Below are 24,544 nucleotides of genomic sequence, written 5' to 3'. Positions count from 1 at the left end.
CGCCCCGTCCGGAAACGGACCCGGGCCCGATCACCGGCGGAGCCGGCGAGCGCAAAACCGACGGGCGGCGGCTCGTGCGACCGGTCAGTACCGCTGGGCCTTCGTCAGGCGCGGGGTCAGCTGGGGCGTGGTGGGCTGCCTGCTGATGGCGACGGGCTGGGCGCGCTTGCCCGGTTCGAGGTTCTCCGCGCCCACGAACCGGGTCTCGACGACCTTGCCCTTCGCGTCCTCGAAGTCGACCCGCACGGCGTACGACGCCTTCTTGTCCGTCTTGTTGGTGATACTCACGAGCACCGCGAGCAGCCCGCCGGTCTGATCCCGGGGCAGGCCGGTCATCGCGACCTCGGACCGCGCGTTCCCGCCGCCCTTCACCTTCTTCAGCTCGGCCTCCGCCGCCGCGCTCGCGCGGGCCGTGTCGGCCGAGACGGACGCCGCGAACTCCGAGGCCGCGGCGGACAGGGACGAGGCCGCGGCCGAGGCCGAGGACTGGGCGGACGCCACCGCCGAGGAGGCTGCCGACGCCATGGCGGACGGCGCGCTGCCGGAGAACGAGGACGTGACCGGCGCCGTGGGGCGGGCGCTCGCGGAGGCGGCACCGCTGCCGTTGCCGTTGTCCGAGCCGCACGAGACGAGCGCGGCGCCGCAGGTCAAAGTGGCCAGGAGGGCCGCGGCCGGACGGGTTCGGCCGGTCCGTCGGGGGTCACCGTAGGTGCGTCTGCTCATGAAGCTCGTCCTCTTCCTACTGGTCCGGAACCCGGTCCACGGGCCTGTTCCATGCTCGGCGGCCGCCTCCGCGTCCGCGATCGGTGCTGACCCGTTGGGGTGCTCCGCCCGCCGGAGGTCCGGATCAGGTCCACCCGCGGCTGGACCAGACCAGTTCTGCGTGAATCGTTGACATGTACTCCACCCGACGCAATTCTGAGAGCGCTCTCAGAGAATCCGGACGACTTCCGTCCGCAGCGATCCACCTCGTTGGAACCCCCACGTCAAGGAGGAAGAGAGTGCCCAGAAAGCGCACATGGCGGGCCCTGGCGGTGGCCGCGGCCACCCTCACCGCGGCGCTGTTGACATTCGGAGCGCCGTCCGGGGCCGAAGCGGCCGTCCCGGAGACGATCCCGCTGAAGGTCACCAACAACTCGGGGCGCGGCGACGCCGTCTACCTCTACGATCTCGGCACCCTGCTGTCGACGGGACAGCAGGGCTGGGCCGACGCGAACGGCACCTTCCACGCGTGGCCCGCCGGGGGCAATCCGCCGACGCCCGCTCCGGACGCGTCGATCCCCGGGCCGGCGAACGGCCAGTCGAAGACGATCCGCATCCCCAAGTTCTCCGGCCGGATCTACTTCTCCTACGGCCAGAAGCTCGACTTCCGGCTGACCACGGGCGGTCTGGTCCAGCCGGCCGTGCAGAACCCGAGCGACCCCAACCGCAACATCCTCTTCAACTGGTCGGAGTACACGCTCAACGACTCGGGGCTGTGGATCAACAGCACCCAGGTCGACATGTTCTCGTCCCCCTACGCCGTGGGGGTCCAGCTCGCCGACGGGAGCACGAAGACCACCGGTCACCTCAAGGCCGGCGGCTACACCGGGTTCCTCAACGCCCTTCGGGGGCAGCCGGGCGGCTGGGCGAACCTGATCCAGACCCGGTCCGACGGCACCGTCCTGCGGGCTCTCGCCCCGGGCCACGGCATCGAGTCGGGCGCGCTCCCCGCGACCGTCATGGACGACTACGTCAACCGCGTGTGGCAGAAGTACAGTTCATCGACGCTGACGGTGACTCCGTTCGGCGACCAGCCGAACACGAAGTACTTCGGGCGCGTCTCCGGCGACGTCATGAACTTCACCAACAGTGCCGGAGCGGTCGTCACCAGCTTCCAGAAGCCCGACTCCGACAGCATCTTCGGCTGCTACAAGCGGCTCGACGCCCCCAACGACCAGGTGCGCGGGCCGATCTCACGCACCCTCTGCGCGGGCTTCAACCGCTCCACGCTGCTGACCAATCCCAACCAGCCGGACACCGGTTCGTCCGGCTTCTACCAGGACACGGTGACCAACCAGTACGCCCGCAAGATCCACGCGCAGATGGCCGACGGCAAGGCCTACGCGTTCGCCTTCGACGACGTCGGCAACTACGAGTCGCTCGTCCACGACGGCAACCCCCAACAGGGGTACCTCACGCTGGATCCGTTCAACTGACCGTGTTACGGGCGGCCGGTGGCCCACGAGCCCCCGGCCGCCCGGGAGTTCACTCCTGCCCCACGCACAGGACGGGCACGTCCTGGACGAGGTTGTTGGCGAACCCGCCGCGGTTCCAAGGCTGCCGCAGTGGCTGCGTGTTGCCCTCCGCGTCGGTGGCCCGCGCGCTCAGCGTGTGCCGGCCCGGCGTGGCCGCCCAGGCGAACCACCAGCGCCGCCAGGCCCAGCGGTGGCCGCCGGCCGGTTCCAGCTCCGCCTCCCGCCACTCCCGGCCCCCGTCCGTACTCACCTCCACGCCGGTCACCGGCGCCCACCCCGACCAGGCCCGCCCCTCCAGCGGCACGGCCCCCTCCCGGACCACCCGGGCCCGGGACATGAAGTCGGGAAAGCCGGGCGGGACCAGCAGGGCCCGCGGGGCGATCCGGGTGAGCGGCTCCCCCACCTCCCCGGCGTCCTGGCGCAGCCGATGGGCCGCCATCTGCTGGAAGCCCTCGAACGGTATGTCGATCACCGTGATCCCGCGCAGCCACTTCACCTGCGCCATCCCGTACCAGCCGGGTACGACCAGCCGCAGCGGAAACCCGTGCTGCGGCGGCAGCGGGGCGCCGTTCATGCGGTACGCCACCAGCACCTCGGGGTCGTCCCCCAGGGCCGCGGCCACGGGCAGCGCCCGCTGGTAGTCCTGCTCCACCCCGCACTCGACCCCGTGGTCGGCGCCGGTGAACACCACGTCCACGGCCCCGGCTCCGACCCCGGCCTCGGTCAGCAGCACCCGCAGCGGCACACCCGTCCACTCGGCCGTGCCCACCGCCTCGACCAGCCACGGCTGGCTCACCGGCCGGGGGGTCAGCAGCGCCCGCCCGTTGCCCTCGCACTCCATGGTCACTCGCTGGGTGACGGCGGGATACGAGGTCAGTTCGGCCGTCCCGAGCACTCGTGGCCTCCGTACCCGGCCGCCGACCGAGAGCCGCCAGGGGGAGCCCTCGGCGTACGGGATGTCGTAGTGGGTCAGTACGTAGTGCAGGCCGGGCGGGGTGACGTCGTAGCGCAGGGCCTCCAGGGGCAGCCCGTGGTTCCGGGCGGCGAGAGCCAGCTCCTGCCGGCTGATGTCCTCGCCGGGGCCGGCCACCCTCGCGGGTCCGCTCACCTCGTCAAGGTGATGTCCCATGCCCGTATTCTCCGCCCGGACGCCGGGTGGGGCCAGATCATGCCCGGCCCGTCGCCTCCGGCGGACGCGAAGGACCGGACGCGGCCCGCGACGGCACCGGGCGGGTGCTCCGCTCCACCAGGTCGTGCCAGCCCGACTCCAGTCGCTCCACCGTCATCCCGCGCTGCCGGGTCAGATGGAGGATCAGCGCGGGTTCGAGATAGCCCATCAGCGTCTGCGCGAGCAGTTCGCTGTCCGCGGCCGGGACGGCCTCGCGCACCAGCATGGCGACGTGGGTGAAGCGGACGCGGTACGGAGCGGAGTTGAAGCGGCGGGAGGCGTCCGGTTCGGCGGCGATGTAGAGATCAAGCCGGTCGCAGGTCTGGCGGAGCGCACCGCAGCCGTACGCGTGGAGTCGGTCCGCCGGTGAGGCTCCGGGGCCCAGCGGCGGGGGGCCCGCGAGGAAGGCGGCCTGGAACTGCTGCTCGGTGTGGTCGAGCAGGGCCATCAGGAGGCCGGTGCGGTCGCCGAAGCGCCGGAAGACGGTCCCCTTGCCCACGGACGCGGCAGCGGCGACGGCCTCCATCGTGACATTGGTGACCCCGCGCTCCTCCACCAGGCGGGCCGCCGCCTCCAGCAGCCGGGCGCGGTTGCGCGCCGCGTCGGCGCGCAGCTGCGGGCCCTCGGGTCCGGACGACAGCTCCAGCAGCACAGGCTCGATGGCGGGTTCCGGTCCCTTCGGGAAGGGCGGCAGCGGGGTGGACATGAACACAGCGTAACGGCAACCGGGGACAACTGGACCCTGGTCCGCTTGAGTGATACAACCTTGAACAGACCAACAAACGGACCTCGGTCCGGTTTATTACGGCATTGTTTCGTCCCCGGGAGTCACCCATGTCCGTACGTATCCTCGCGCTCGTCGGCAGCCTGCGCGCCGGCTCGCACAACCGTCAGCTCGCGGAGGCGGCCGTCAAGCTCGCCCCCGAGGGCACGGAGATCGAGCTGTTCGAGGGCCTCGCCGAGGTCCCCTTCTACAACGAGGACCTCGACGTCGAAGGCGGTGTCCCGGCCGCCGCCGTGACGCTGCGCGAGGCCGCGGGCCGCGCCGACGCCTTCCTGCTCTTCTCCCCGGAGTACAACGGCACGATCACGGCCGTGCTGAAGAACGCCATCGACTGGCTGTCCCGCCCCTACGGCGCCAGCGCCTTCACCGGCAAGCCGGTCGCCGTGATCGGCACCGCTTACGGCCAGTTCGGCGGCGTGTGGGCGCAGGACGAGGCCCGCAAGGCCCTGGGCATCGCCGGAGCCACCGTCCTGGAGGACGTCAAGCTCTCGGTTCCCGGCTCCGTGATCCGCTTCGCCGAGACCCACCCGGTCGACGACGCCGAGGTCGCCGGCCAGCTCGCCGAGGTCATCAACCACGTCACCACCGCGGTCAACACCGCCGACGCCGCCTGACGCCCCGCCCGAGAGGCCGGTCCGGCACTGCCGGGCCGGCCCTTCGCGCGTCCCCGGCCGGCGGGCCTGTCCACGATCTTGGCGGAACGGAACCTTCCGGGCCAAGATGCCCGCATGAAGGGTGATCTTTTCTCCAGTGACCACATGGTGCAGCCCGCCGTCGCGCCGGGCATGACCGTCCAGAACGCCAAGTCGATCAAGTACGCCGTCAACGGCGACATGCTCGCGCGCCAGGGGGCGATGATCGCCTACCGGGGCAACCTGCAGTTCGAGCGCAAGGGCCAGGGCGTGGGCGGCATGCTCAAGCGCGCGGTCACCGGCGAGGGTCTCCCGCTGATGACGGTGCGCGGGCAGGGCGAGGCCTGGTTCGCGCACGAGGCGCAGAACTGCTTCATCGTCGACATCGAGCCGGGCGACGTCTTCACCGTCAACGGGCGCAACGTCCTGTGCTTCGACTCCACGCTGTCGTACGAGATAAAGACCGTGAAGGGTGCGGGCATCACCGGTGGCGGCCTGTTCAACAGCGTGTTCACCGGGCACGGCCGACTGGGACTGATCTGCGACGGGAACCCGCTGGTCATTCCCGTCTCCGCGCAGCAGCCGGTGTTCGTCGACACGGACGCGGTCGTCGGCTGGACCGCTCATCTGAACACCTCGCTGCACCGGTCGCAGTCCATCGGCTCGATGATCCGGGGCGGCTCCGGCGAGGCCGTCCAGCTGAAGCTGGAGGGCGAGGGCGTGGTCGTCGTACGCCCCAGCGAGGTGACACCGCAGAAGGCGCAGCAGCACTGAGACCAGTACGGGAAGGGGGCTTCGCCGGGCGGCGGAGCCCCCTTCCCGTGCTCCGTCAGTGCCTGGCGGCGGGGGTGTTGGCGGTCGTCACGTTGACGGCGGCCCACGCCCTGTCCACCGCCCGATGCTCCGCGCCGGTCGCGCCGTACAGGTCGGCGGCGGCCTTGAGCGTGGCGGTCCGCGCGTCGTGGAAGTCGGTCGTGGACACCATGTAACGGGTCAGCGCGCGATAGAAGATCGCGGTGGCCTTGGCCCGGCCGATTCCGGTCACCGACGAACCGTCGTACGTCGGCGACTCGTACTTCACGGTGCCGATCGTCTTGCGGCCGCTGCCCTCGGCGAGCAGGTAGTAGGCGTGCGAGGAGACGCCGGAGCCCGCGTGGACCTCGGCGTCGTAGGCCGCCGGCGACCAGTAGTCGATCGTGCCCTCCAGCTTGTCCAGGGAGGGGTGGTCGAGACGGCGCAGGAACTTCTGGGCGAGACCCAGTTTCTCGCCCATGAGGTAGTTCGGCGGGTTCTTCGGGTTGTTCGCGGTGAACTCGACGTTCGAACCGAAGATGTCGGCGAGCGACTCGTTGAGGGCGCCCGGTTCGCCGTACTGGTTGCCGTCGCGGTCCACCCGGGTGGGTTCGAGGGCGGCGGTGGCGTCGACGACGCCGTGGGTCAGTTCGTGTCCGGTGACGTCGAGGACGACCAGCGGCTTCTTGAACATGGCGCCGTCACCGTCGCCGTACAGCATGCATCCGCACGTCGAGTCCCAGAAGGCGTTGCCGACCTTCTTGCCGAAGTGAACCATCGCGCGGGCGCCGGTGCCGTTGTTCTTGATGCCCTTGCGACCGAAGGTCTTCTTGTAGAAGTCCAGTGTCTTGGTCACGCCGTACTGCGCGTCGACCGCGACGGTGGCCCGGTTGGCGGTCGTGCCGGTGCCCCACTTGTCGGTGGTGCTGGTGAACTTCTTGCCCCGCGCGAAGGATTCCAGCTCCCGGCCGCCGGCGTCGCGGGTCTCGGTGTTCCACCGAGTGGGGTCCTTGAGGAGGTAACTGGTGCGCGCGGTACGGGTGGTGGTCAGCGCCACCTTTCCGACGAAGAGGGACGCGCCGCTGCCGGTGGCGGTGACCGGGTAGTGGACCGCCCCTGCCGCCGTCGCCGCGAAGAGGCTGGTCGGCTGCGCGGCCGCACCCGTCGCGGGGTTCGCCGTCTCGCCCCGCTCGCGCAGCTTCTCCCGCAGGGACGGCGAGATGAACTCGTCGCTGTCGGGGTTGTTGCTGCGGATCCGGCCGGTCGCGGCGTCCACGACGACCGTGCGGGAACCGGCGTCCGACGCGGTGCCGGCGTCCGACACCCGCACCTGGTAGGCGAGGGCGGCGGCGCCGTCCCGGGCGTCCACGACCAGTTGAGCGGTGCCCGCGTCGCCCCCGGCGGCCGCGGCGGCCTTCTGCTCGGCCTGCCCGGCGGTGAGCTTCGCCTCCGTGGTGGACGGCTCGACGCTGTGGTCGGCGGCCCGGGTCACGCCGAGATAGGCGGACTGCCCGCCGAGATGGATCACGAGGTCGCCGCCGAGCACCGGGAGTCCCTGATGGCTGCGGACGAAACGGACGTGCCGCTTGCCGTCCGGGTCCGTCATGACGTCCGTGGCCCGCAGGGTGTCACCGGGGCCGACCCCGGTGGCCGACGCGTGGGCGAAGGCGGCGGCCCGGGCCACGTCGACCGGCGAGGAGGCAGGAGTCGCCGGGCGGGCGGCTGAGTCGGGGACCGCCGCGAAGGCGGGGCCCACCGGGAGCGTGACGGCCGTCGTCACCACGACGGCGATCGCCATGCGGCGTATGTGGGGTCTACGCACTGAGTTCCTTCGAACAGGGGCGGCAGGCATCGCCAACCGCCCTGGCACACGGCGGAGTTGAACGCCGTGGGGACTGTCGGGCCCCGAGGCCACACCCTCACCGATTCACCATGTCCATGTAAAGGAAGAAGATCCCTTTCGGGAGCTTCGAGGTGATCTCTTTACGAATGTTCACTTCTCGGTGACCGGAGTGTGACCAACCGTGCGTCTCTCGAACAGATGAGTGGGCGCGGCGAACGGTTGCCTCGCGAGAGGCGCCGACCGGCACATGTGACCGACGTCGCAGCGCCTCCGGCGCCGCCGCGGCGGGCGGCGCCGGAGGCGACCAGGTGTCAGATCGTGCGGTGGGCGAGCGAGGAGAGCACGGTGCGCAGGTCTCCGACGGGGCGCGGAGCCAACGACGCGCCCGCCAGGAGGGTGTCCGCCGCGGCGAGGTGCCGGCGCGCCTCGCGCAGCGCCGTCGAACGGCCGCCGGCCCGTTCGACGAGGGCCGCCGCCCGGCGCAGGGCGGTGTCGTCCAGGAGGTCCGGGGCGGCGAGGAGTTCGGCGAGCGCGCCCCGCCCCGGGGCGGCGAGGGCGGCGAGGACCGGCAGGGTCTTCTTGCCCTGCCGCAGATCGCCGTGGACCGGCTTGCCGGTGACGGCCGGGTCGCCCCAGATCCCCAGCAGGTCGTCGGCGATCTGGAAGGCCACCCCGAGATGGCGTCCGGCGCGGTCGAGCGCGGCGGCCGTCTCCCCCCGCGCCCCGGCGAGCTGGGCCCCGACGGCCAGCGCGCACCCGAGCAGGGCACCGGTCTTGTGCTCGGCCATCACCTCGTACTCCCGTACCCCTACCGCGTCGGGCCCCGTCCACGGACGCCGGGCGAACAGCAGGTCGTCCGCCTGTCCCCGGACCAGGTCACGCAGTGCGGTGGTCAACTGCCGTACGGCCGCACCGGAACGCGAGGTCGAGGGTGCCGCCGTGAGGGTGTCCACGGCCAGCGCGAACAGCGCGTCTCCCGCGAGGACGGCGGGACCGGTGCCGTACGCCTTCCACACCGCGGGGCGCCCGCGGCGCAGCGCGTCGCCGTCCATGATGTCGTCGTGCACCAGCGAGAAGGTGTGGACCAGTTCCACCGCGACCGCCCCCGGCACGCCCGTCTCGGCGGAGCCCCCGACCGCCTCCGCCCCGAGGACGGCGAGCGCCTGTCGTACGCCCTTGCCCTGGCGGTGGGCCGCCGGGGCGCCACCGACCTCGCAGCGCCCCAGTGCGTAACCGGCCATCTCGCCCACCCAGGGGTGCAGTCCGCCGATCGACTCCGCGAGGGCCGGGGCGACCAGTTCCCGGCAGCGGTCGAGGATCTCGGGGGTGGCGGGCGGCGACTGCAGGGTCGTGGAGTGCGTCATTCGGCGGCCGCCTGGTCCGTGCCGCCCGCGCCCGCGCCCGGCACGGGTCCGGGCGTACAGCCCAGTTCCGTCCGCGCCCGCTCGACCATCTCCCTGGCGTGCCGCAGCCCGATGCTCTCCAACACCCGCGCGACTTCGGTGAGTTCCACCTCCGTCTCGGCGCGGTCACGGCCGAGGCGGGCCAGCGACTTGACCAGTCCGAGCCGGGAAAGGGCCTGCCCCCGCAGCTCGCTCATCGCCTCGAACTCCGCCAGCGCCTGTGCGTAGACGTCCCGGGCCTCCTCGTGACGTCCCGCCCGGTAGAGCACGTTGCCGCGCATCTTGTGGTTGTAGGCGAGAGCGCCGGACAGGTTCATCGCGCGGCAGGAGACCTCCGCCTCGCTCAGCAGCTCCAGCGCGCGGTCCGGGTCGCGGTCGCGTACGGAGACGATGTCCGCGAGGCCGCGCAGGGCCCAGGCATGGCCGCGCCTGTCCTCGGCGCCGGCGGCGATCCCGGCCGCCTCCTCGAACAGCGCGTACGCGGTGTCGTAGGCACCGGTGTTGCGGTGTATCTGCGCGATGCCCTCCAGCGCCCACACGGTGTGGCGGGCCTCGCCGCGCAACCGGGCCTCGGCCAGGAGCTGTTCGTGCAGGGTGGTCACGGCGGCGTAGTCGCCCTGGATGCGACCCGTCTCGGCCAGCCCCGCAAGGGAGTAGCCGCGCACGACCACATCCCCTGCCCGGCCGCCGAGTTCGGCGGCCCTCCGCAGCAGCCGCCACGCCAGCGGGAAGGCGCCGCGCTGCCGGGCCAGTGTGCCGCCGCTCCACAGCGCCCACGCCATGGCGCCGGTGTCCCCGGCCTCGCGGGCGGTGCGATAGCTCGCCTTCCACGCCCGGTCGGCGTCCGCGACCTGCCCGAGCCGGCGGTGCGCCTCGGCGACCGCGAGGCCCGAGCGGGCCGCTTCGGCGCGGGATCCCGCGCGCTCCGCCGCACGCAACTGCTCGGTACCCGCGGCCAGTACATCGGTCAGCGAGGAGTTCACGGACAGGGTGGTCAGAGCGCCCTGGTACTCGGGGGCGAAGGCCTTGCCGTACATGAATGCCTTTCGGTCTGCCGCCGGTGGGCCCGGTATCCGCCCGGCCGCCCGGCGGGACGGAGTGTGGGGGGCGGCGGCGCGCGGTGCCTTGCTGCATCCGTTACGTATACACACGATGTATACACCGAGCGTATAGTTGACCGGTTCTCCACCCGTGAATCCCCGGCCCACCACGGTCGGCGCGCCGCCTACCCGTCGTCGATCAAGACGGCGTCGGCACGCGCGAGGTTGCCTGCCGCCACGAAGAAGAGCGGACCGGACGCGGGCGAGCCTCGTCCCGGACGGCGCAGGGGCAAGGAACGCGCCACCCACGGGACCCTGCACAGGCCTGGGCCGAGGCCCGAGCGACGTCATGAAACCACACAATGGAACGTACATTCGATTACGGAGTACGCTGGACGCATGTCCACGCATCTCCAGGGGTCGCTCTTCGACCAGACCGACGAGCTCCACCTCGCTCCGCTGAACGGAACGCGCCGGACCGCACTGGGCGCCGGGGCCTGGATCGACCTGCTGCCCGGGTGGCTCGGCGGGGCCGACGCGCTCTTCGAGCGGCTCGTCGCCGAAGTGCCGTGGCGGGCGGAGCGCAGGCAGATGTACGAGCACGTGGTCGACGTACCGCGGCTGCTCTCGTACTACGGGGCGGGCGACGCCCTGCCCCACCCGATCCTCGACGAGGCCCGGGCCGCGCTGTCGGCCCACTACGGCGACGAGCTCGGCGAACCCTTCACCACCGCGGGCCTGTGCTACTACCGGGACGGCCGGGACAGCGTGGCCTGGCACGGGGACCGGATCGGCCGGGGCGCGCGGGAGGACACCATGGTCGCGATCCTCTCCGTGGGCGCCCCGCGCGACCTGCTGCTGCGCCCGCGCCACGGCGGGGACACCGTGCGCCGCCCCCTCGGCCACGGTGACCTCATCGTGATGGGCGGCTCCTGCCAGCGGACCTGGGAGCACGCCGTACCCAAGACGGCACGGGCGGCCGGACCACGGATCAGCGTCCAGTTCCGCCCGCACGGGGTGAACTGAGACCCCGCCCGTTCCCGTGCGGGGGCCGGGCGCGGCCCTACGGTGTCAGCAGCGCCTGCACCGTCGGGCCGTACCGTTCGACGATGTCCTCGACCGCGGTCGCCCGCAGCCGGGAGCCGCGCGCGATGCCGTACATCACGCCGAGGCCCAACAGGGTGCCGACGGCGAGTTCGGCGCGCAGGCCGGCGTCGGGGCCGTCGAGGCGCACGGCCAGGTGATCGCTGACCTGCGTACGGAAGTTGGCGCGCAGTATGTCGCCCTGCTCGCCCTGGAGCGGGGCGAAGACGATCCGCAGGATGGGGTCGGCGCCGCGCTCCGTCTGGCCGACCAGCAGATGACGGACCATGTGCCGACCGAGGTCCTCCAGCGGCGCGTCCAGCAGGGCGGCGGCGTCCGTCTCGAACGACATCACCCGCGCGAACAGCGCGTCCTTGTTCCCGAAGTACTTGAGGATCAACGGCGCGCTCACACCGGCCCGGTCGGCGACCGTCTTGAGGGTGATGTCCGTGTGCGCGTGCCGTGCCATGAGGTGACGGGCCGCGCGCAGGATCGCCGCCTTCGTGGCCTCGGCGTCACGGCGCTGGACGGCACCCGGGGCCCCCGCGGGTCCGGGAGTCGGGACGGACACGGTGCTCACGCTCCTTCCAGTGCCCCGTCCCGGGACGCCTCCGTACTGGCCGAGGTCCGCCGGGTGCCGTGGGACGGGGGGTCGGCGGGGATGGCGAGGGAGGCGGCGCAGGCCACCAGGGCGACCGTACCCGCCATGGCGAAGGCCAGCAGATAGCCGTGCAGGGTCGGGATGGGGGCGCCGCCGATCAGGCTCGTGTGGTGGACGAGGATCGCGGCCACCGCGGCGCTGCTCACGGCCTGCCCGATGGTGCGCATGAGCACGTTGACACCGTTGGCGGAGGCGGTCTGCCCGGCGGGGACGGCCCGCAGGATCAGGGTGGGCAGTGCGGAGTAGGCGAAGGTCGTGCCCGTCGCGCAGACCGCGGAGCCCAGGACGACCACCCACAGATCGCGGCTGTCGAGGATGCGGATGCCGTAGCCGAAGGCGATGATCACGGTCCCTATCGCCAGCGTCACCCGGGCGCCGCGGGCCGCCGAGACGCGGGCCGACACCGGGGAGAGCAGCAGCATGGTCACCCCGCCCGGCAGCAGGCACACGCCCGTCGCGACGATGGACAGGCCGAGTCCGTAGCCGGTCGCCTTGGGCGCCTGCACCAGCTGCGCGGTCACCAGGGAGTTGGCGTAGAAGGCGAATCCGGTGAGGAGCGCGGCTATGTGCGGCAGGGCGACCTTGGGGCTGGTGGCCAGCTTCAGGTCGACCAGCGGCCGTTCGGCGCGCAGTTGCTGCGTCCACCAGAGGGCGAGGACACCGACGCCGCCGGCGAACAGGCCCAGGATCGTGGGGCTGGTCCAGCCCCACTGTCCGCCCTGCGACACGCCCATCAGCAGGCAGGTGAGGCCGACGGCCAGACCCAGCGCGCCGACACTGTCGAAGCGGCCCGGTTCACGCACGGGCGACTCGCGCACCGCCCACCAGGCCAGCACGGTCCCGAGGGCGCCGAGGGCGGTCGTCCCCCAGAACATGACGTGCCAGTTGGCGTACTGGACCACCATCGCCGCGAGCGGCAGCCCGAGCGCGGCGCCGATCCCCACGGTGGAGCTCATCAGCGCCACCGCGGACCCCGTGCGCTCGGGCGGCAGTTCGTCCCTCAGGAGGCTGATCGACAACGGCACGACGGCGGCCGCCGCACCCTGCAGGGCGCGCGCCACGATGAGCACGCGGATGTCGGACGTGAGCGCGCACATCAGCGACCCGACCGTCATCATCCCGAGGGCGATCAGCAGGACGCGCTTCTTGCCGTACATGTCGCCGGCGCGCCCCAGTACGGGGTTCAGGACGGCTCCGGTCAGCAGCGTCGCCGTCACCATCCAGGACACCGCGCCCGCCGACGCGCCCGTCAGCCGCGGCAGGTCGGGGAGCAGCGGCACCACCACCACCTGCATGACGGCCATGAGGCTCCCGCCGAGCGCGAGGACCGGCACGGTCAGCCGGTCACGCAGTGCCGCCATGAACACTCCAGGGGTAGGGGCGCCAAAAAGGAGGTGAATAGGAATTCACCATAATGGGTGAATCACTATTCACTCAACGCGCGCCCGTCTCCCGGCGGGCGGCTACCGGCGCGAGCGGGCCTGCACCGTGCGCGCCACGCGCGGTCCCAGCCAGCGTTTGAAACGGCGCAGCGCCTCCAGCCGCCCGGCCGCGCGGTCGATCCGGTAGTACAGCTGAGGCGGGACGTACGGGAGCAGCGGAGAGTGCCGCTGGCCGAGCAGGGCGAACATCTGCGCCGCCGGCAGGCGGACGTACCGCGGCAGGTTCTCGTACCACTGGGCGCTGTGCCGGGCGGCGCTCTGGACCGACAGGAGCGCGGACCTCCGCTCCTGTTCGTACCGGCTCAGGGCGACGGACAGGTCCCGTTGCTCGCCCAGGGCTCCGGCCAGGGAGATGGCGTCCTCCAGCGCGAGCGTGGTGCCGGCGCCGATCGAATAGTGCGTGGTGTGGGCGGCGTCGCCGAGCAGGACGAGGTTGCCGCGATGCCAGGTGCGGTTGGTCAGGGTGCGGAAGTGCAGCCACTGGGCACTGCCGTCGGCGTGCTCCCGCCCGATCAGGCCGTGCCCGTCGAGGAGGTCGGCGAAGATCTTCTCCAGCAGGGCCAGACCGTCGGCCTCCCCGGTCCGGTCGAGACCGAGGCCGGTCCAGGTCTCCGGTGAGCACTCGACGACGCAGGTGCTGAGGTCCTCGCCGAACCGGTAGGCGTAGCACCAGATCCAGCCGTGCTCCGTCTCCACGAAGGCGAAGGTGAAGGAGTCGAAGACCTTGGTGGTGCCGAGCCAGATGTACGTGTTGCGGCCGAGGGTGACGTCGCTGCCGAAGTGGTCGGCATGGGCCTCGCGCAGCGCGCTGTTGACCCCGTCGCAGGCGACGACGAGATCGGCCTCGGGCATCCGGTCGGCGGTGATCTCGTGCTCGTACTCGATGCGCACCCCCAGGGACCGCGCACGCTCCGCGAGCAGGTCCAGCATCAGTCGGCGGCCGATCCCGAACCCCTCGTCGCCGTGGTGCACCGTCGTCTCGCCGCCGATGTGGGCGACCCCGTCGCTCCAGCGGACCGAGTTCGCCCGGACGGCGCGCGCGGACTCGGGGTCACCCTCGTGGAGCTTGTCGAGCAGGGCCGCCCAGTACGTCACCCCCCAGCCGTAGGTCGATCCGGCCGGGTTGCGTTCGTGGACGGTGATGTCGTGGGACGGGTCCTGGCGTTTCATCAGGATCGAGAAGTAGAGGCCGGCCGGTCCGCCGCCGACGCACGCGATCTTCACGCGCACTCCCATATGTCACACAGAGCGGTCAATTGAACACGAAGAGTAGCAGGGGCCGCCGAGGGCGCCCGTCTCACGGTTCACGCCAGCTTGAGGGGGTGAGCCGCGCCACTCGACCCGCGTCAACCCGGGAAGATCGTCGACGGCGCACGGGCCAACAGGAGGAATTCCGGCTTCCGGTCGATCACAGGAGCCTCGACCGCAAGATCATCTTCGTTCAACCGTGGACGACATCTCAGCAATTGTCCGGATCGCAGCCAACCGACATTCGGCGATTTCTCCGCCTCTCCTACGAACCGATAGGCATGTCGGGTCATCAACGGAGCTGATCCCAGGAGGAATCCGCATGCCGGAACTCACTCGTCGCCGTGCGCTCGGGGCCGCGGCCGCCCTCGCCGCCGTGGCCGGTGGCCAGGCACTCACCGCCACCTCGGCCACGGCCTCGGCCTCGGCGTCCACCGCCGGACACCACGACGGGCCCGAACCCTTCGACGAGGTCTACCGGGGCCGCCGGATCGAAGGCCGTGCCGGTGGCGGCGGCCACCATCACGGCGCCGGGTACGGCGTGTTCATCGACGGGATGGAACTGCACGTGATGCAGAACGCGGACGGCAGCTGGATCAGCGTCGTCAGCCACTACGACCCGGTGGCCACCCCGCGTGCCGCGGCCCGCGCCGCGGTCGTGGAGTTGCAAGGGGCGCCTCTCGTCCCCCTCGCCTGACCGCATCCGCACCGCACCCGCGAACAGCGACGCCAACAGCACGTCAGCACCGCACAGCAGACCGTGGAGTCCCGCACATGACCGTACGCAAGAACCAGGCGAACCTCTCCGCCGACGAGAAGCGGCGTTTCGTCGACGCGCTCCTCCAGCTCAAGCGCAGTGGCCGGTACGACGCCTTCGTCACCACGCACAACGCCTTCATCATGGGCGACACGGACAACGGTGAACGGACAGGTCACCGTTCACCGTCGTTCCTTCCCTGGCACCGCAGATTCCTGCTGGAGTTCGAACGGGCCCTGCAGTCCGTGGACGCCTCGGTCGCCCTGCCGTACTGGGACTGGAGCACCGACCGTTCGCCCCGCTCCTCCCTGTGGGCCCCGGACTTCCTCGGCGGCACCGGCCGCAGCCTGGACGGCCGGGTGATGGACGGTCCCTTCGCGGCCTCCGCCGGCAACTGGACGATCGGTGTGCGCGTCGACAGCCGTACGTACCTGAGGCGTTCGCTCGGCAGCGGCGTCCGGGAGCTGCCGACCCGTGCGGAGGTGGAGTCCGTCCTCGGGATGGCCACGTACGACATGGCGCCGTGGAACAGTGCCTCGGACGGCTTCCGCAACCACCTCGAGGGCTGGCGCGGCGTCAACCTCCACAACCGGGTGCACGTCTGGGTCGGCGGCCAGATGGCCACCGGCGTCTCCCCCAACGACCCGGTGTTCTGGCTCCACCACGCCTACATAGACAAGCTCTGGGCCGACTGGCAGCACCGCCACCCCGACTCCGGTTACCTGCCGCTCTCCGGGACGCCCGACGTGGTCGACCTCGGCGAGACGATGAAGCCCTGGAACGACGTACGGCCCTCGGACCTGCTGGATCACACCGCGTTCTACACGTTCGACGTCGCCTGACCCGAGACACCGGCGCTCCCGGCCGAGGCACTCCCCTGCCGACGCCGGGCACGGTGCGGTGGCCCCTGGCACGACGGGGCCACCGCATCGCCCGTCCCGCGCGTCACCCGTCGTGCGCAACGCCCGTCTCGCGCGCCGCGCAAACGCCGCTCGCTCCGGTCCGGTCCGGTCCGATTCGGTTCCGTCCGGTCCCCTACGACGGTCAGCGTGTCACCGTACGCCCAGAAGCCCTGACGCCGTGGAGTCGTGGAGCCCTGGCGGCGTACCAGACGTCGCTCTAGACGTCGCTCGTCTCGGGCGTACGGCACTCGGGGTGCCCCCAGCCCTGGCCGTTCTTGGCGATGGACTCACCCGCCGCGTACGAGCGGCCGCAGACGCAGCGTCCGGGGAACTTGGCCTTGATCGTGCGGGCCGACGCGCCCTGCCGCGCGGCCGACGCGCCCTGCCGGGGCGTCTTGGCGGGAGCGCGGCGACGGACGGCGCCCGAGGCGGGGGTGTCGGGAGACGCCGGCGGCTCCGGAGACCCGAGGTCGCTGCCCGCGGGCTGCTGGACGACGGCGGCCTGGCTCGCGGCCCGGTCGGCGAAGTCGTTCAGCCGGTCACCGTCGACCTGGTGGGCGGGCACGTAGCGGAACTCCACGGTCCGGCCGTCGAGGAGTTCGTCGATGCGCGCGACGAGTTCCTGGTTGGCGACCGGCTTGCCGGAGGCCGTCTTCCATCCCTTGCGCTTCCAGCCGGGCAGCCACGTCGTGACGGCCTTCATCGCGTACTGCGAGTCCATCCGGATCTCGAGCGGGACCTCCGGCGCCATCGCCGTCAACAGACGCTCCAGTGCGGTGAGTTCGGCGACGTTGTTCGTCGCCTTGCCCAGCGGACCGGCCTCCCAGCGGGTCGGCGTCTCCTCGTGGTCGGCGACGACCCACGCCCATCCGGCCGGTCCCGGGTTTCCCTTCGAAGCCCCGTCACAGGCGGCCACAACGCGTTCAAGCATGGCCCCGATCATGCCACGCCCCGGCGACCGCTCACCGCACGGGGCGCAGCTCCCTCGGCCGGATCCGCGGGCTGTTGCCGAGCAGCCGCAGGCCCATCAGGGTGGCCGTGTGCAGGACGTACTTGCCGTCGCGGTGGCTGGCCACGAGACCCCCGTCGCGCAGTACGCCGATCTGGTAGCTGGCGCTGGGCAGCGCGATCCCCACGGCCTCGGCGACCTCGGAGGTGGTGCGGGCGCTCTGTCCGGCGACCTCGGTCAGGACGGCGGCGCGGGTGCGGCCCAGCAGGCGTTCCACCCCTTCGTCCGTGCCGTCCGCGAGGGCGAGGGGTGTCTTCGCCACCGGGTAGACGAGGACGGGATCGAGACCGGGGTCCGCCAGGGCGGTGGGCCGGCGCCAGCAGAAGTAGGACGGGACGAGAAGCAGTCCGCGGCCCTCCAGATACAGGTCGCGTTCGATCGGGTAGTTCACCTCGAGCACGGGCGCGTTCCAGCGCGCCATCGGACGCAGACCCTCGAGCAGCGCCTGGGTGCCGCCGTCGAGCAGGGCGCGGGAGCGCACCCCGACATCGTTTCCCACCGCCGAGCGGATGTGCGGCCAGTGCGGTTCGAGCAGGCCACGGAAGTAGATGCCCAGGGCGTTCGCGAGCGACTTGAGGGCGTCGCCGCCCGGGCGGCCCAGCGAGGCGGCCCAGGTCGGCAGGGGGCGGGACTCGGCCAGCCGGGTCATCTCACGGACCAGTTGCACGCGCGGGGTGCGCAGCAGTTGGTCGAGGCCGGCGGACAGTCCGCCACCGGTGACCGGAGGGGTGAGGAAGTCCGGAATGTAGCCGGTCGAGGGAATCAGGGCCCGTAACGGGCGGAGTGCGCGGCCGACGGTCGAGTCACCCGCGAACCGCTGGGAGACGGAGCGGCGCCAGTGTCCGAATTCCAGCGGTCCCTGGCCGGCCTCCAGCCGGCACACGCTGCACATCAGTTCCCACAGGGGATCGGGTTGACGGGCCACTCGGATGTTCTGGAGGTCGTACGACGTGAAGTGAATACGGAGCATGCGGTCTCTTTCGCTCGCCATGCCTGTGGGGGGTTCGGCCGCCCGGACGTGCACAGCCACAAGGGGGGACGAATACCGCATGCGCATGGTTGCCCCCGGGCGAAGGGGACCGGCCCGCCCCCGGAAAGAACGCGTCATTCTCTCCGCGGCGGGCCGGGGGCTCGCGACGCCGGGCGTGCAGCCCGCCAGGTGTGAACGAGCGTCACGGCCGCGCGAGGGCGAGGGGGACCACGAAACCGCTCGGGCAGCGCGGCGCCCGGGGTGACACCGGTCGCTGACCTGCGGTGTCACCCCGCAACGCCGAGGGCCGGCCGCGCCCGCGACGACGAGGTCAACGAGGGCGGCCGGCCGGACCCGGGGGTGTCGGTCAGCAGTACAGGTTGGCGCCCGCCGAGGTGCCCAGGATCTGTACGAACCGCTGGTAGGCGTCCACACGGCTCTGCACCTGCGCGGGGTTCCTGCCGTCGCACTCCAGGGAACCGTTGATGCTCCGGATGGTCTGGCCGAATCCAGCACTGTTGACCATCGCGTTGTGCGGCGTCATCGTGCCGGGGCCCGACTGCGTGTTCCAGTACCAGAGTCCCGTCTTCCAGGCGACGGAGGAGTCGGTCTGGACGAGATTGGGATTGTTGAGCAGATCGATCCCCAACGCGTCGCCCGCGGCCTTGTAGTTGAAGTTCCAGCTGAGCTGGATCGGGCCGCGGCCGTAGTAGGCGGACTGACCGGCCGGGCAGCCGTAGGGCTGGCTCCAGTCGCAGTAGTGGGGGTAGTTGGCGGTGTTCTGTTCCACCACGTAGACCAGCCCGCCGGTCTCGTGGTTGACGTTGGCGAGGAAGGCCGCGGCCTCCTGCTTCTTGACGGTGTCGCTCCCGGTGTTGGCGAAGCCCGGGTAGGCACTCAGGGCGGCCTTGAGGCCGTTGTAGGTGTAGAAGGAGTTCCGGTTCGGGAACATCTGGTTGAACTGCGCCTCGCTCACGACGAAGCCGGAGGGGTTCGTGGAGCCGCCGTCACAGGCGTACGGCTCCCAGTACCAGGTGCTGATGACGGGGTCGTAGCCCGGGTTGTCGTGCTCGGCGATGTAGGCCTTGCCGTCGGTGTAGCGGACGATGTTGCCGGTGACGTACGACGTGCCGGCCACCCAGTTCGGATAGCTCGAACAGGACGCGGCGGACGCACCGGCTGCCGGGATCAGTACCGGTGCGGCGGTTCCGACCACGATCGCGGCCAGCAGGGCGGAGAGGCGGCGCTTCGACAAGGGATCAGTTCCTTTGCGGTGCCAGGCCGCACCGGAGACAAGGCCGGAGCCTTGTGCGCACGCGCCGAGGGGGTCGGTCACGGCATCCGGGACGGCCACGGTGGGGGGTGTGGTGGGGCCACACTCAACCGCTTTGGTCTGTACCAGTCAAGGGTGTAGACCAGTCGGATCTGACAACGTTGGCGCGGAAGTGCCGTGAGCTGCGGGGAAGTTGGCGGCCGCGTCCGCCGCCCGGGACGCGGGGTCGTCGACACCGGCGCCGCGCTCGGCCCGAACGCCGATGCCGCGCTCGGCCCGAACGCCGATGCCGCGCTCGGCCGGAACACCGGCGCCGGGGCGCGGCCGGAACATCTGCGCCGGCCTCTTCAGCCACCCGAGAAGCCGCGGCCCGACCGTCCCCACGGCCGGGCCGCGCACGGTTCAGACCAGGACGCCACCGCCGTCCACGACCACGACGGATCCCGTGCTGTAGCCGCCGCGCATCAGGTACAGGTACGCCTCCGCGACGTCCTCCGGAGTGCCCACCCGGCCCACCGGAAGAGACTCGGCGGAGGACCGGAACAGTCCGTCCCGTTCCTCTTCGGCCAGGTCACGCCAGAGCTCGGTGCGGACCACGCCGGGCGAGACCGCGTTCACCCGGACCGGTGCCAGCTCCAGGGCGAGAGCCCGCGTCAGCGATTCCATCGCGCCGCACAGACTCGCCGCCACGCTCGTGCCCGGCAGGGGGCGCCGCCCCGCGGTCCCCGTGGTCAGCACCACCGAACCACCCGGCCGCACGGAGGCGGCGCCGTACTTCACCGCCGCGTAGGCGCCCCAAAAACGCGTGTCCAGAAAGCGCCGGGCCCGCCCGAGGTCGGCCTCCGCGAGACTCCCCATCAGCAGGGACTCGCCGGCCGTGTAGACGAGGTGGTCGAATGCCCCGACCCCCTCGAAGTAGGCACGCAGCGCGTCCTCGTCGGTGGCGTCGAGGGTGTGCCCCTCGGCACCCTCCGGCAGCCGCTCCAGTGCCGCGTCCACGCTCTCCTGCCGCCGCGAGGCGACGACCACCGCGGCGCCTTCCCGCGCGCTCGCCGCGGCGACCGAGAACCCGATGCCGGCGGTACCGCCGATGACGACGACGCGCTGTCCTCGCAGGTCCATGACGTGTCCCTTCACGTTGATCCGATGTGATCCAGCCTGCGCCCACCTCCCCACGGCCGTCCAAGACCTCTTTCGGTGTCGGCGATACCCTGGAGGCATCGCCGTCGGCGGGCTCGTACGACGAAAGGGGCGGCCATGGACCTCGACCTGCGCAAGGTCCGGTACTTCGTGACGGTCGCGGAGCTGCTGCACTTCGGACGCGCCGCTGAGCGGCTGCACATCTCCCAGCCGGTGCTCAGCCGTCAGATCCGGGCGCTGGAGAAGGACGTGGACGCCAAGCTGTTCGTCCGGGACAGCCACACGGTGACGTTGACCCGGGCGGGAGTCCAACTCCTCGACGACGCACGCCTGTTGCTCGCGTCCGCCGATGCCGCCCGGCGGCGGGCGCACCTGGCGTCCCGCGGCCCCAGCCGCCTGGTCGTCGGTTTCCGCGCCGGGATCGTCGTCACCCGGGCACTGCGTGCCTTCGGTGCCCGGCACCCGGAGGTCGAGGTCAAGGCGCGCCGTGTGGAATGGGACGACCAGGAGCGGCTGATCCTGGACGGTTCGGTCGACCTCGCCTATGTCCGCCGGCCGATCCGGGAGGAGGGCCTGACGCTGCTGCCGCTGTACACCGAGCCCAGGGTGGCGATGCTGCCGGAGGGCCACCGGCTCGCCGGCAAGCAGGAACTCTCCCTCGCCGACCTCGACCACGAGACCTGGCTGCGCTACTCCGACCCGCGGCCCGGGGACGTACCCATCCGCACCATCGAGGAGAAGTTCGAGTCCGTCGCCGCCGGGACCGGTATCACGCTGGTCCCGCACTCGGTCGCCGAGCAGTACTCACGGCCGGACATCACCTACGTACCCGTACCGGACGCCGAGCCCGATCAGGTGCTGCTGGCCTGGGAGTCCGGCCGTCGCTCACCCCTGATCGCGGCGTTCGCCGAGGTCGCGGCGGCCTCTCCACTCGGTGGCTGAGCGTTCCGACGCCGGTGCGCCGAGGGGCACGACGAACTGCTCCGCCGCAGGCGTACGGCGGCGGCGCACTCCCCCGAGGACTCCTGTCACCAGGGCGGCCACGAACAGGATGATCCCCAGGAAGATCACGGGATTCACCCAGCCCGGCACCAGTTCGGTCCCCACGCCGCCCGACGTCACGCACTGCGCGCTGACCGGCAGCGCCTCCCGCGTCACGATGTGATCGCCCGGTACGCCCTTCGCCGCGCACATCTGGTCCGGGTCCAGGATGTAGAAGCCCGACATCACGCCCCACGCGTACGCGCCGCACGCCGCCGCGCCGGCCATGACCGCGACCAGCGCGCACGTCGAGACGCTCGGCAGGTGCCACCCGCTGCCCGGTAGCCGCTGGTGGGCCCGTCGGGCGAGCGCCACGGCGGCGGCCAGGAACACACAGGGCGCCAGCATCGGCGCGAAGGCCAGGAACAGGAACAGAAGACTCGCCATGCCTGCCCAGACAGTGCCGGCGGAAGATCGGTTCCGCCGGGTGACGGCGAGGCCGGCCCCTCGCGCGTCCCGGCTCCCCCGCCCGTCCGGCCTCAGGACACCTCGGTCGCCCCCGGCATCGAACCCTCGGTCGTCTTGACGTCGATCACGGAGAAGGCCGCGCCCTGTGGGTCGCTCAGCGCGGCGAACCGGCCGAACGGGCTGCTCATCGGCCCGAAGCGGAGGATCGCGCCGCGCCCGGTCGCCTTCGCGACGGCCGCGTCGCAGTCGTCGACGGTGAAGTAGACGTTCACGTACGACGGCACCTCGGGCGGGAAGTCGTCCGTCATCCTCATCCTGCCCAGGACCGGGTCCTGGCCGAGGTCGTAGAGCCTGAAGTCGATCGCGGAGTCGTCCAGTTGCTTCGCGTGGTAGCCGAAGACGGCCGGGAAGAAGGCGTCCGTCCTCTCCGGCTCGCGGGTGAAGATCTCGGCCCAGCAGTAGGCGCCGGGCACGGCGCGCGCCTCGAAGCCCTCGTGGCGGCCGCCCTGCCACACTCCGAAGACCGCGCCGGCCGGGTCACGGGCGATCAGCATCGAACCGAAGTCGCCGACCTTCATCGGGTCCATCAGGACCTCGCCCCCGTGCGAGCGGATCTTCGCGGCGGTGGCGTCCACGTCCGGCGAGGCGAGGTAGAGGCACCAGGCGGACTGCCCCTCCTGGCCGGGCATCGGCGGGACGACGGCGGCCACCGCCTTGCCGTTCGCGTAGGCCTGCGTGTAGTTGCCGTACTCCGAGGACGACTCGCCGAACGTCCAGCCGAGCACGTCACCGTAGAAACTCTTCGCTCCCTCGACATCACTGAACATCGCGTCCGCCCAACAGGGCGTTCCCTCGGGCTGTACGGCCATGGCGTTCCACTCTTCCTGGTGCGGCGGGTTCCGGGGGCACGTCTCCCACGCTCTGCACCCCCCTGCCACGCTAGCCAGGCTCCTCGCCCGCCGCGCGCCGGGCGAGGCCGCGTGGACCACACTGGAGAGGGCACTCGGGTGGTCGTCGAGGGGACGGAACACGTGATGATGCACGCGTGGGAAGTGGCCCGCCCCGGGCCGATCGAGCGGGAACCGCTGCGCTTCGTGGAACGGCCGGTGCCGGTGCCCCGGTCCGACGAGCTCCTCGTGCACGTCCGGGCCTGCGGGGTGTGCCGCACCGACCTGCACGTCAGCGAGGGCGACCTGCCGGTGCGCCGGCCCCGCGTGACACCCGGCCACGAGGTGGTCGGCGTGGTGGCGACGACGGGCGAGGACGTGCGCGGTTTCACGACCGGCGACCGGGTGGGCGTCGCCTGGCTGCGCCGTACGGACGGCACCTGCGGGTACTGCGCGCGAGGGGCCGAGAACCTCTGCCCGGCCTCGGAGTACACCGGCTGGGACGCCGACGGCGGCTACGCGGAGTACACGACCGTGCCGGCGGCCTTCGCGTACCGGCTGCCCGACGGCACGGACGACGTCGCGTCGGCACCGCTGCTGTGCGCCGGCATCATCGGCCACCGCGCTCTGCTGCGGACCGCGCTGCCGCCGGGCGGGCGGCTCGGACTGTACGGCTTCGGCGGCAGCGCCCACCTGTGCGCTCAGGTGGCCCTCGCGCAGGGCGCCACCGTGCACGTACTGACCCGTGACCCCGCCGCCCGGCGGCTCGCGCTCGAACTCGGGGCCGCCTCCGCCCGCGGCGGGTACGACGAGCCGCCCGAGCCGCTGGACGGCGCGATCCTGTTCGCGCCCGTCGGCGACCTGGTCCCGGTCGCCCTGCGCGCGCTCGACCGGGGCGGGATCCTGGCGGTCGCCGGGATCCATCTGAGCGACACCCCGCCGCTGCACTACGAGAGCGAGCTGTTCTACGAGAAGGAACTGCGCAGCGTCACCTCCAACACCCGCGAGGACGGGCGCGGCTTTCTGGAGATCGCGGCCCGACACGGGGTCCGTGCCACGACGCACACCTACCCGCTGTCCGAGGCGCAGCGGGCCCTGCGGGACCTCAAGGCGGGCCGCTTCGACGGGGCGGCCGTCCTGGTGAACGACCTGCCGGCGCGCCACTGAGCATCCGGGCCGGTTCGCCACGGAGCATCCGGGCCGGCCTCGTTCCGCCACAGCATGCGGTCCGGCCGCGTTCCGGCGTCCTCCTCCGACGAGGTCCACCGGCCTCAACCGGCAGGCAGGTCCACCGGCTTCAACCGGTGACGTCGACCCGTACCGTCATCAGTCCCGCGCCCATCGCGCGCACCGCCGCGCTGTTGAACCGGGGCAGACTCCTGAGGCGCGCACGGGCGTCGTCCTCGGGCATCAGGTGGGCGACGCCGGAGTACCACCGGCCCCTGACCCGGATCCGCACCCGTGGATCCGCCTTGATGTTCCGTACGTACTGCGACCGCTCGCCGTACTCGCTGACGAACCAGAACTCCCGCCCCGTCAGGCGCCCGCCGACCGGTGTCCGGCGCGGCAGCCCCGAGGTGCGCCCCGTGGTCTCCAGCAGGGTCTGGACCGGCAGCCGTCGCAGCAGCGGATTGCCGATCCACCGCTGGAACGTGGTGACCGTCCGGTACTTCAGCTCGGGATTGCGGGACATGTGTGGCCTCTCCTGTGCGGTGCCGGTCACGGTTCCGGGTGGTCCGGCAACCGTCTCACGGCTGTCGTCCGCATTCCGTGCCGACCAGGCCGTTGAGGTGGCGGTGCCTCGAACTCGCCCTTCGTCGGGCC

24 protein-coding genes are annotated in these 24,544 nt (G+C 71.7%); 8 read left to right on the top strand and 16 right to left on the bottom strand.

What is annotated here, in order from left to right; all coding sequences use genetic code 11:
• Positions 1–84: 84 nt before the first annotated feature.
• Positions 85–723: a hypothetical protein gene (locus OG199_RS39440; protein WP_401803700.1), complete on the bottom strand. Its 639-nt coding sequence runs from the start codon at positions 721–723 to the stop codon at positions 85–87.
• A 311-nt stretch (positions 724–1,034) separates the two neighbouring features.
• On the opposite strand from OG199_RS39440, the gene OG199_RS39435 reads away from it, so the two are divergent.
• Positions 1,035–2,198, top strand: a complete 1,164-nt coding sequence (locus OG199_RS39435; RefSeq protein WP_405834812.1) for a glycoside hydrolase family 64 protein — start codon at positions 1,035–1,037, stop codon at positions 2,196–2,198.
• 49 nt (positions 2,199–2,247) lie between these two features.
• Here OG199_RS39435 and OG199_RS39430 read toward each other — a convergent pair whose 3' ends face one another.
• Both OG199_RS39430 and OG199_RS39425 read right to left on the bottom strand, forming a co-directional pair.
• Positions 2,248–3,366, bottom strand: a complete 1,119-nt coding sequence (locus tag OG199_RS39430) for a sulfite oxidase (protein ID WP_401803701.1) — start codon at positions 3,364–3,366, stop codon at positions 2,248–2,250.
• A gap of 37 nt (positions 3,367–3,403) precedes the next feature.
• Positions 3,404–4,111 (bottom strand): TetR/AcrR family transcriptional regulator, encoded by a 708-nt coding sequence (locus OG199_RS39425; protein ID WP_356800302.1) that lies wholly within the window; start codon positions 4,109–4,111, stop codon positions 3,404–3,406.
• 128 nt (positions 4,112–4,239) lie between these two features.
• Between OG199_RS39425 and OG199_RS39420 the strand changes: the two genes are divergently transcribed.
• On the top strand, positions 4,240–4,803 hold the full coding sequence (locus OG199_RS39420) for an NAD(P)H-dependent oxidoreductase (protein ID WP_356800303.1): 564 nt from the start codon (positions 4,240–4,242) through the stop codon (positions 4,801–4,803).
• A 114-nt stretch (positions 4,804–4,917) separates the two neighbouring features.
• On the top strand, positions 4,918–5,595 hold the full coding sequence (locus OG199_RS39415) for an AIM24 family protein (RefSeq protein ID WP_405833658.1): 678 nt from the start codon (positions 4,918–4,920) through the stop codon (positions 5,593–5,595).
• Positions 5,596–5,650: 55 nt separating this feature from the next.
• Here OG199_RS39415 and OG199_RS39410 read toward each other — a convergent pair whose 3' ends face one another.
• From OG199_RS39410 to OG199_RS39400, 3 genes are all read right to left on the bottom strand, one after another.
• Complete coding sequence (locus OG199_RS39410) at positions 5,651–7,411, bottom strand: M4 family metallopeptidase (RefSeq protein ID WP_405834810.1); 1,761 nt, start codon at positions 7,409–7,411, stop codon at positions 5,651–5,653.
• Between the two features lie 356 nt (positions 7,412–7,767).
• On the bottom strand, positions 7,768–8,820 hold the full coding sequence (locus OG199_RS39405) for a polyprenyl synthetase family protein (RefSeq protein ID WP_405833657.1): 1,053 nt from the start codon (positions 8,818–8,820) through the stop codon (positions 7,768–7,770).
• A complete protein-coding gene (locus OG199_RS39400; RefSeq protein WP_405833655.1) occupies positions 8,817–9,896 on the bottom strand; it encodes a tetratricopeptide repeat protein in 1,080 nt (359 codons plus the stop codon). Before OG199_RS39400 ends, OG199_RS39405 begins: the two co-directional genes overlap by 4 nt.
• A gap of 402 nt (positions 9,897–10,298) precedes the next feature.
• Between OG199_RS39400 and OG199_RS39395 the strand changes: the two genes are divergently transcribed.
• Entirely contained in the window at positions 10,299–10,925 is a 627-nt protein-coding gene (locus OG199_RS39395; RefSeq protein ID WP_356800308.1) for an alpha-ketoglutarate-dependent dioxygenase AlkB, read from the top strand.
• 37 nt (positions 10,926–10,962) lie between these two features.
• Here OG199_RS39395 and OG199_RS39390 read toward each other — a convergent pair whose 3' ends face one another.
• The 3 genes from OG199_RS39390 to OG199_RS39380 form a co-directional block, all read right to left on the bottom strand.
• The gene (locus OG199_RS39390) at positions 10,963–11,562 is read right to left on the bottom strand and encodes a TetR family transcriptional regulator (protein WP_356800309.1); all 600 of its coding nucleotides are present in this window, start codon (positions 11,560–11,562) and stop codon (positions 10,963–10,965) included.
• Positions 11,559–13,004 (bottom strand): MFS transporter, encoded by a 1,446-nt coding sequence (locus tag OG199_RS39385; RefSeq protein WP_356800310.1) that lies wholly within the window; start codon positions 13,002–13,004, stop codon positions 11,559–11,561. The genes OG199_RS39390 and OG199_RS39385 overlap by 4 nt, the downstream gene beginning before the upstream one ends.
• A 102-nt stretch (positions 13,005–13,106) precedes the next feature.
• Positions 13,107–14,309, bottom strand: a complete 1,203-nt coding sequence (locus OG199_RS39380) for an FAD-dependent monooxygenase (RefSeq protein WP_401803714.1) — start codon at positions 14,307–14,309, stop codon at positions 13,107–13,109.
• Positions 14,310–14,655: 346 nt separating this feature from the next.
• Here OG199_RS39380 and OG199_RS39375 point away from each other — a divergent pair, with 346 nt between their 5' ends.
• Together OG199_RS39375 and OG199_RS39370 are read left to right on the top strand one after the other, a co-directional pair.
• Positions 14,656–15,030 carry an apotyrosinase chaperone MelC1 gene (locus OG199_RS39375; RefSeq protein ID WP_356800312.1) on the top strand — a complete coding sequence of 125 codons (375 nt, stop codon included), beginning with the start codon at positions 14,656–14,658 and terminating at the stop codon, positions 15,028–15,030.
• A 77-nt stretch (positions 15,031–15,107) separates the two neighbouring features.
• Entirely contained in the window at positions 15,108–15,932 is an 825-nt protein-coding gene (locus tag OG199_RS39370; RefSeq protein ID WP_356800313.1) for a tyrosinase MelC2, read from the top strand.
• 277 nt (positions 15,933–16,209) lie between these two features.
• On the opposite strand, the gene OG199_RS39365 is transcribed toward OG199_RS39370, so the two are convergent.
• The 4 genes from OG199_RS39365 to OG199_RS39350 all read right to left on the bottom strand — a co-directional run bounded on the left by OG199_RS39365 (position 16,210) and on the right by OG199_RS39350 (position 20,366).
• The gene (locus tag OG199_RS39365) at positions 16,210–16,935 is read right to left on the bottom strand and encodes a ribonuclease H (protein WP_405833651.1); all 726 of its coding nucleotides are present in this window, start codon (positions 16,933–16,935) and stop codon (positions 16,210–16,212) included.
• A 19-nt stretch (positions 16,936–16,954) separates the two neighbouring features.
• The gene (locus OG199_RS39360) at positions 16,955–17,971 is read right to left on the bottom strand and encodes a helix-turn-helix domain-containing protein (protein ID WP_405833649.1); all 1,017 of its coding nucleotides are present in this window, start codon (positions 17,969–17,971) and stop codon (positions 16,955–16,957) included.
• Between the two features lie 367 nt (positions 17,972–18,338).
• On the bottom strand, positions 18,339–19,226 hold the full coding sequence (locus OG199_RS39355; protein ID WP_401803717.1) for a glycoside hydrolase family 19 protein: 888 nt from the start codon (positions 19,224–19,226) through the stop codon (positions 18,339–18,341).
• Between the two features lie 420 nt (positions 19,227–19,646).
• Entirely contained in the window at positions 19,647–20,366 is a 720-nt protein-coding gene (locus OG199_RS39350; protein WP_405833647.1) for an SDR family oxidoreductase, read from the bottom strand.
• Positions 20,367–20,501: 135 nt separating this feature from the next.
• Here OG199_RS39350 and OG199_RS39345 point away from each other — a divergent pair, with 135 nt between their 5' ends.
• Positions 20,502–21,326: a LysR family transcriptional regulator gene (locus OG199_RS39345; RefSeq protein WP_405833645.1), complete on the top strand. Its 825-nt coding sequence runs from the start codon at positions 20,502–20,504 to the stop codon at positions 21,324–21,326.
• Here the strand turns inward: OG199_RS39345 and OG199_RS39340 are convergent.
• Both OG199_RS39340 and OG199_RS39335 read right to left on the bottom strand, forming a co-directional pair.
• A complete protein-coding gene (locus tag OG199_RS39340; RefSeq protein WP_401803723.1) occupies positions 21,270–21,812 on the bottom strand; it encodes a hypothetical protein in 543 nt (180 codons plus the stop codon). The genes OG199_RS39345 and OG199_RS39340 overlap by 57 nt on opposite strands.
• Positions 21,813–21,904: 92 nt before the next feature.
• Positions 21,905–22,702 (bottom strand): VOC family protein, encoded by a 798-nt coding sequence (locus OG199_RS39335; protein ID WP_356804248.1) that lies wholly within the window; start codon positions 22,700–22,702, stop codon positions 21,905–21,907.
• Between the two features lie 168 nt (positions 22,703–22,870).
• On the opposite strand from OG199_RS39335, the gene OG199_RS39330 reads away from it, so the two are divergent.
• Positions 22,871–23,887, top strand: coding sequence for a zinc-binding alcohol dehydrogenase family protein (locus OG199_RS39330; RefSeq protein WP_405834808.1), 1,017 nt, complete (start codon positions 22,871–22,873; stop codon positions 23,885–23,887).
• 130 nt (positions 23,888–24,017) lie between these two features.
• Here OG199_RS39330 and OG199_RS39325 read toward each other — a convergent pair whose 3' ends face one another.
• Positions 24,018–24,413, bottom strand: a complete 396-nt coding sequence (locus tag OG199_RS39325) for a nitroreductase/quinone reductase family protein (RefSeq protein ID WP_401803726.1) — start codon at positions 24,411–24,413, stop codon at positions 24,018–24,020.
• Positions 24,414–24,544 lie beyond the last annotated feature (131 nt).

The organism is Streptomyces sp. NBC_01176, assembly GCF_045039825.1.
In the GTDB taxonomy this organism is placed as follows: Bacteria; Actinomycetota; Actinomycetes; order Streptomycetales; family Streptomycetaceae; genus Streptomyces.
This window is presented reverse-complemented; position numbering and strand designations above follow the sequence as displayed.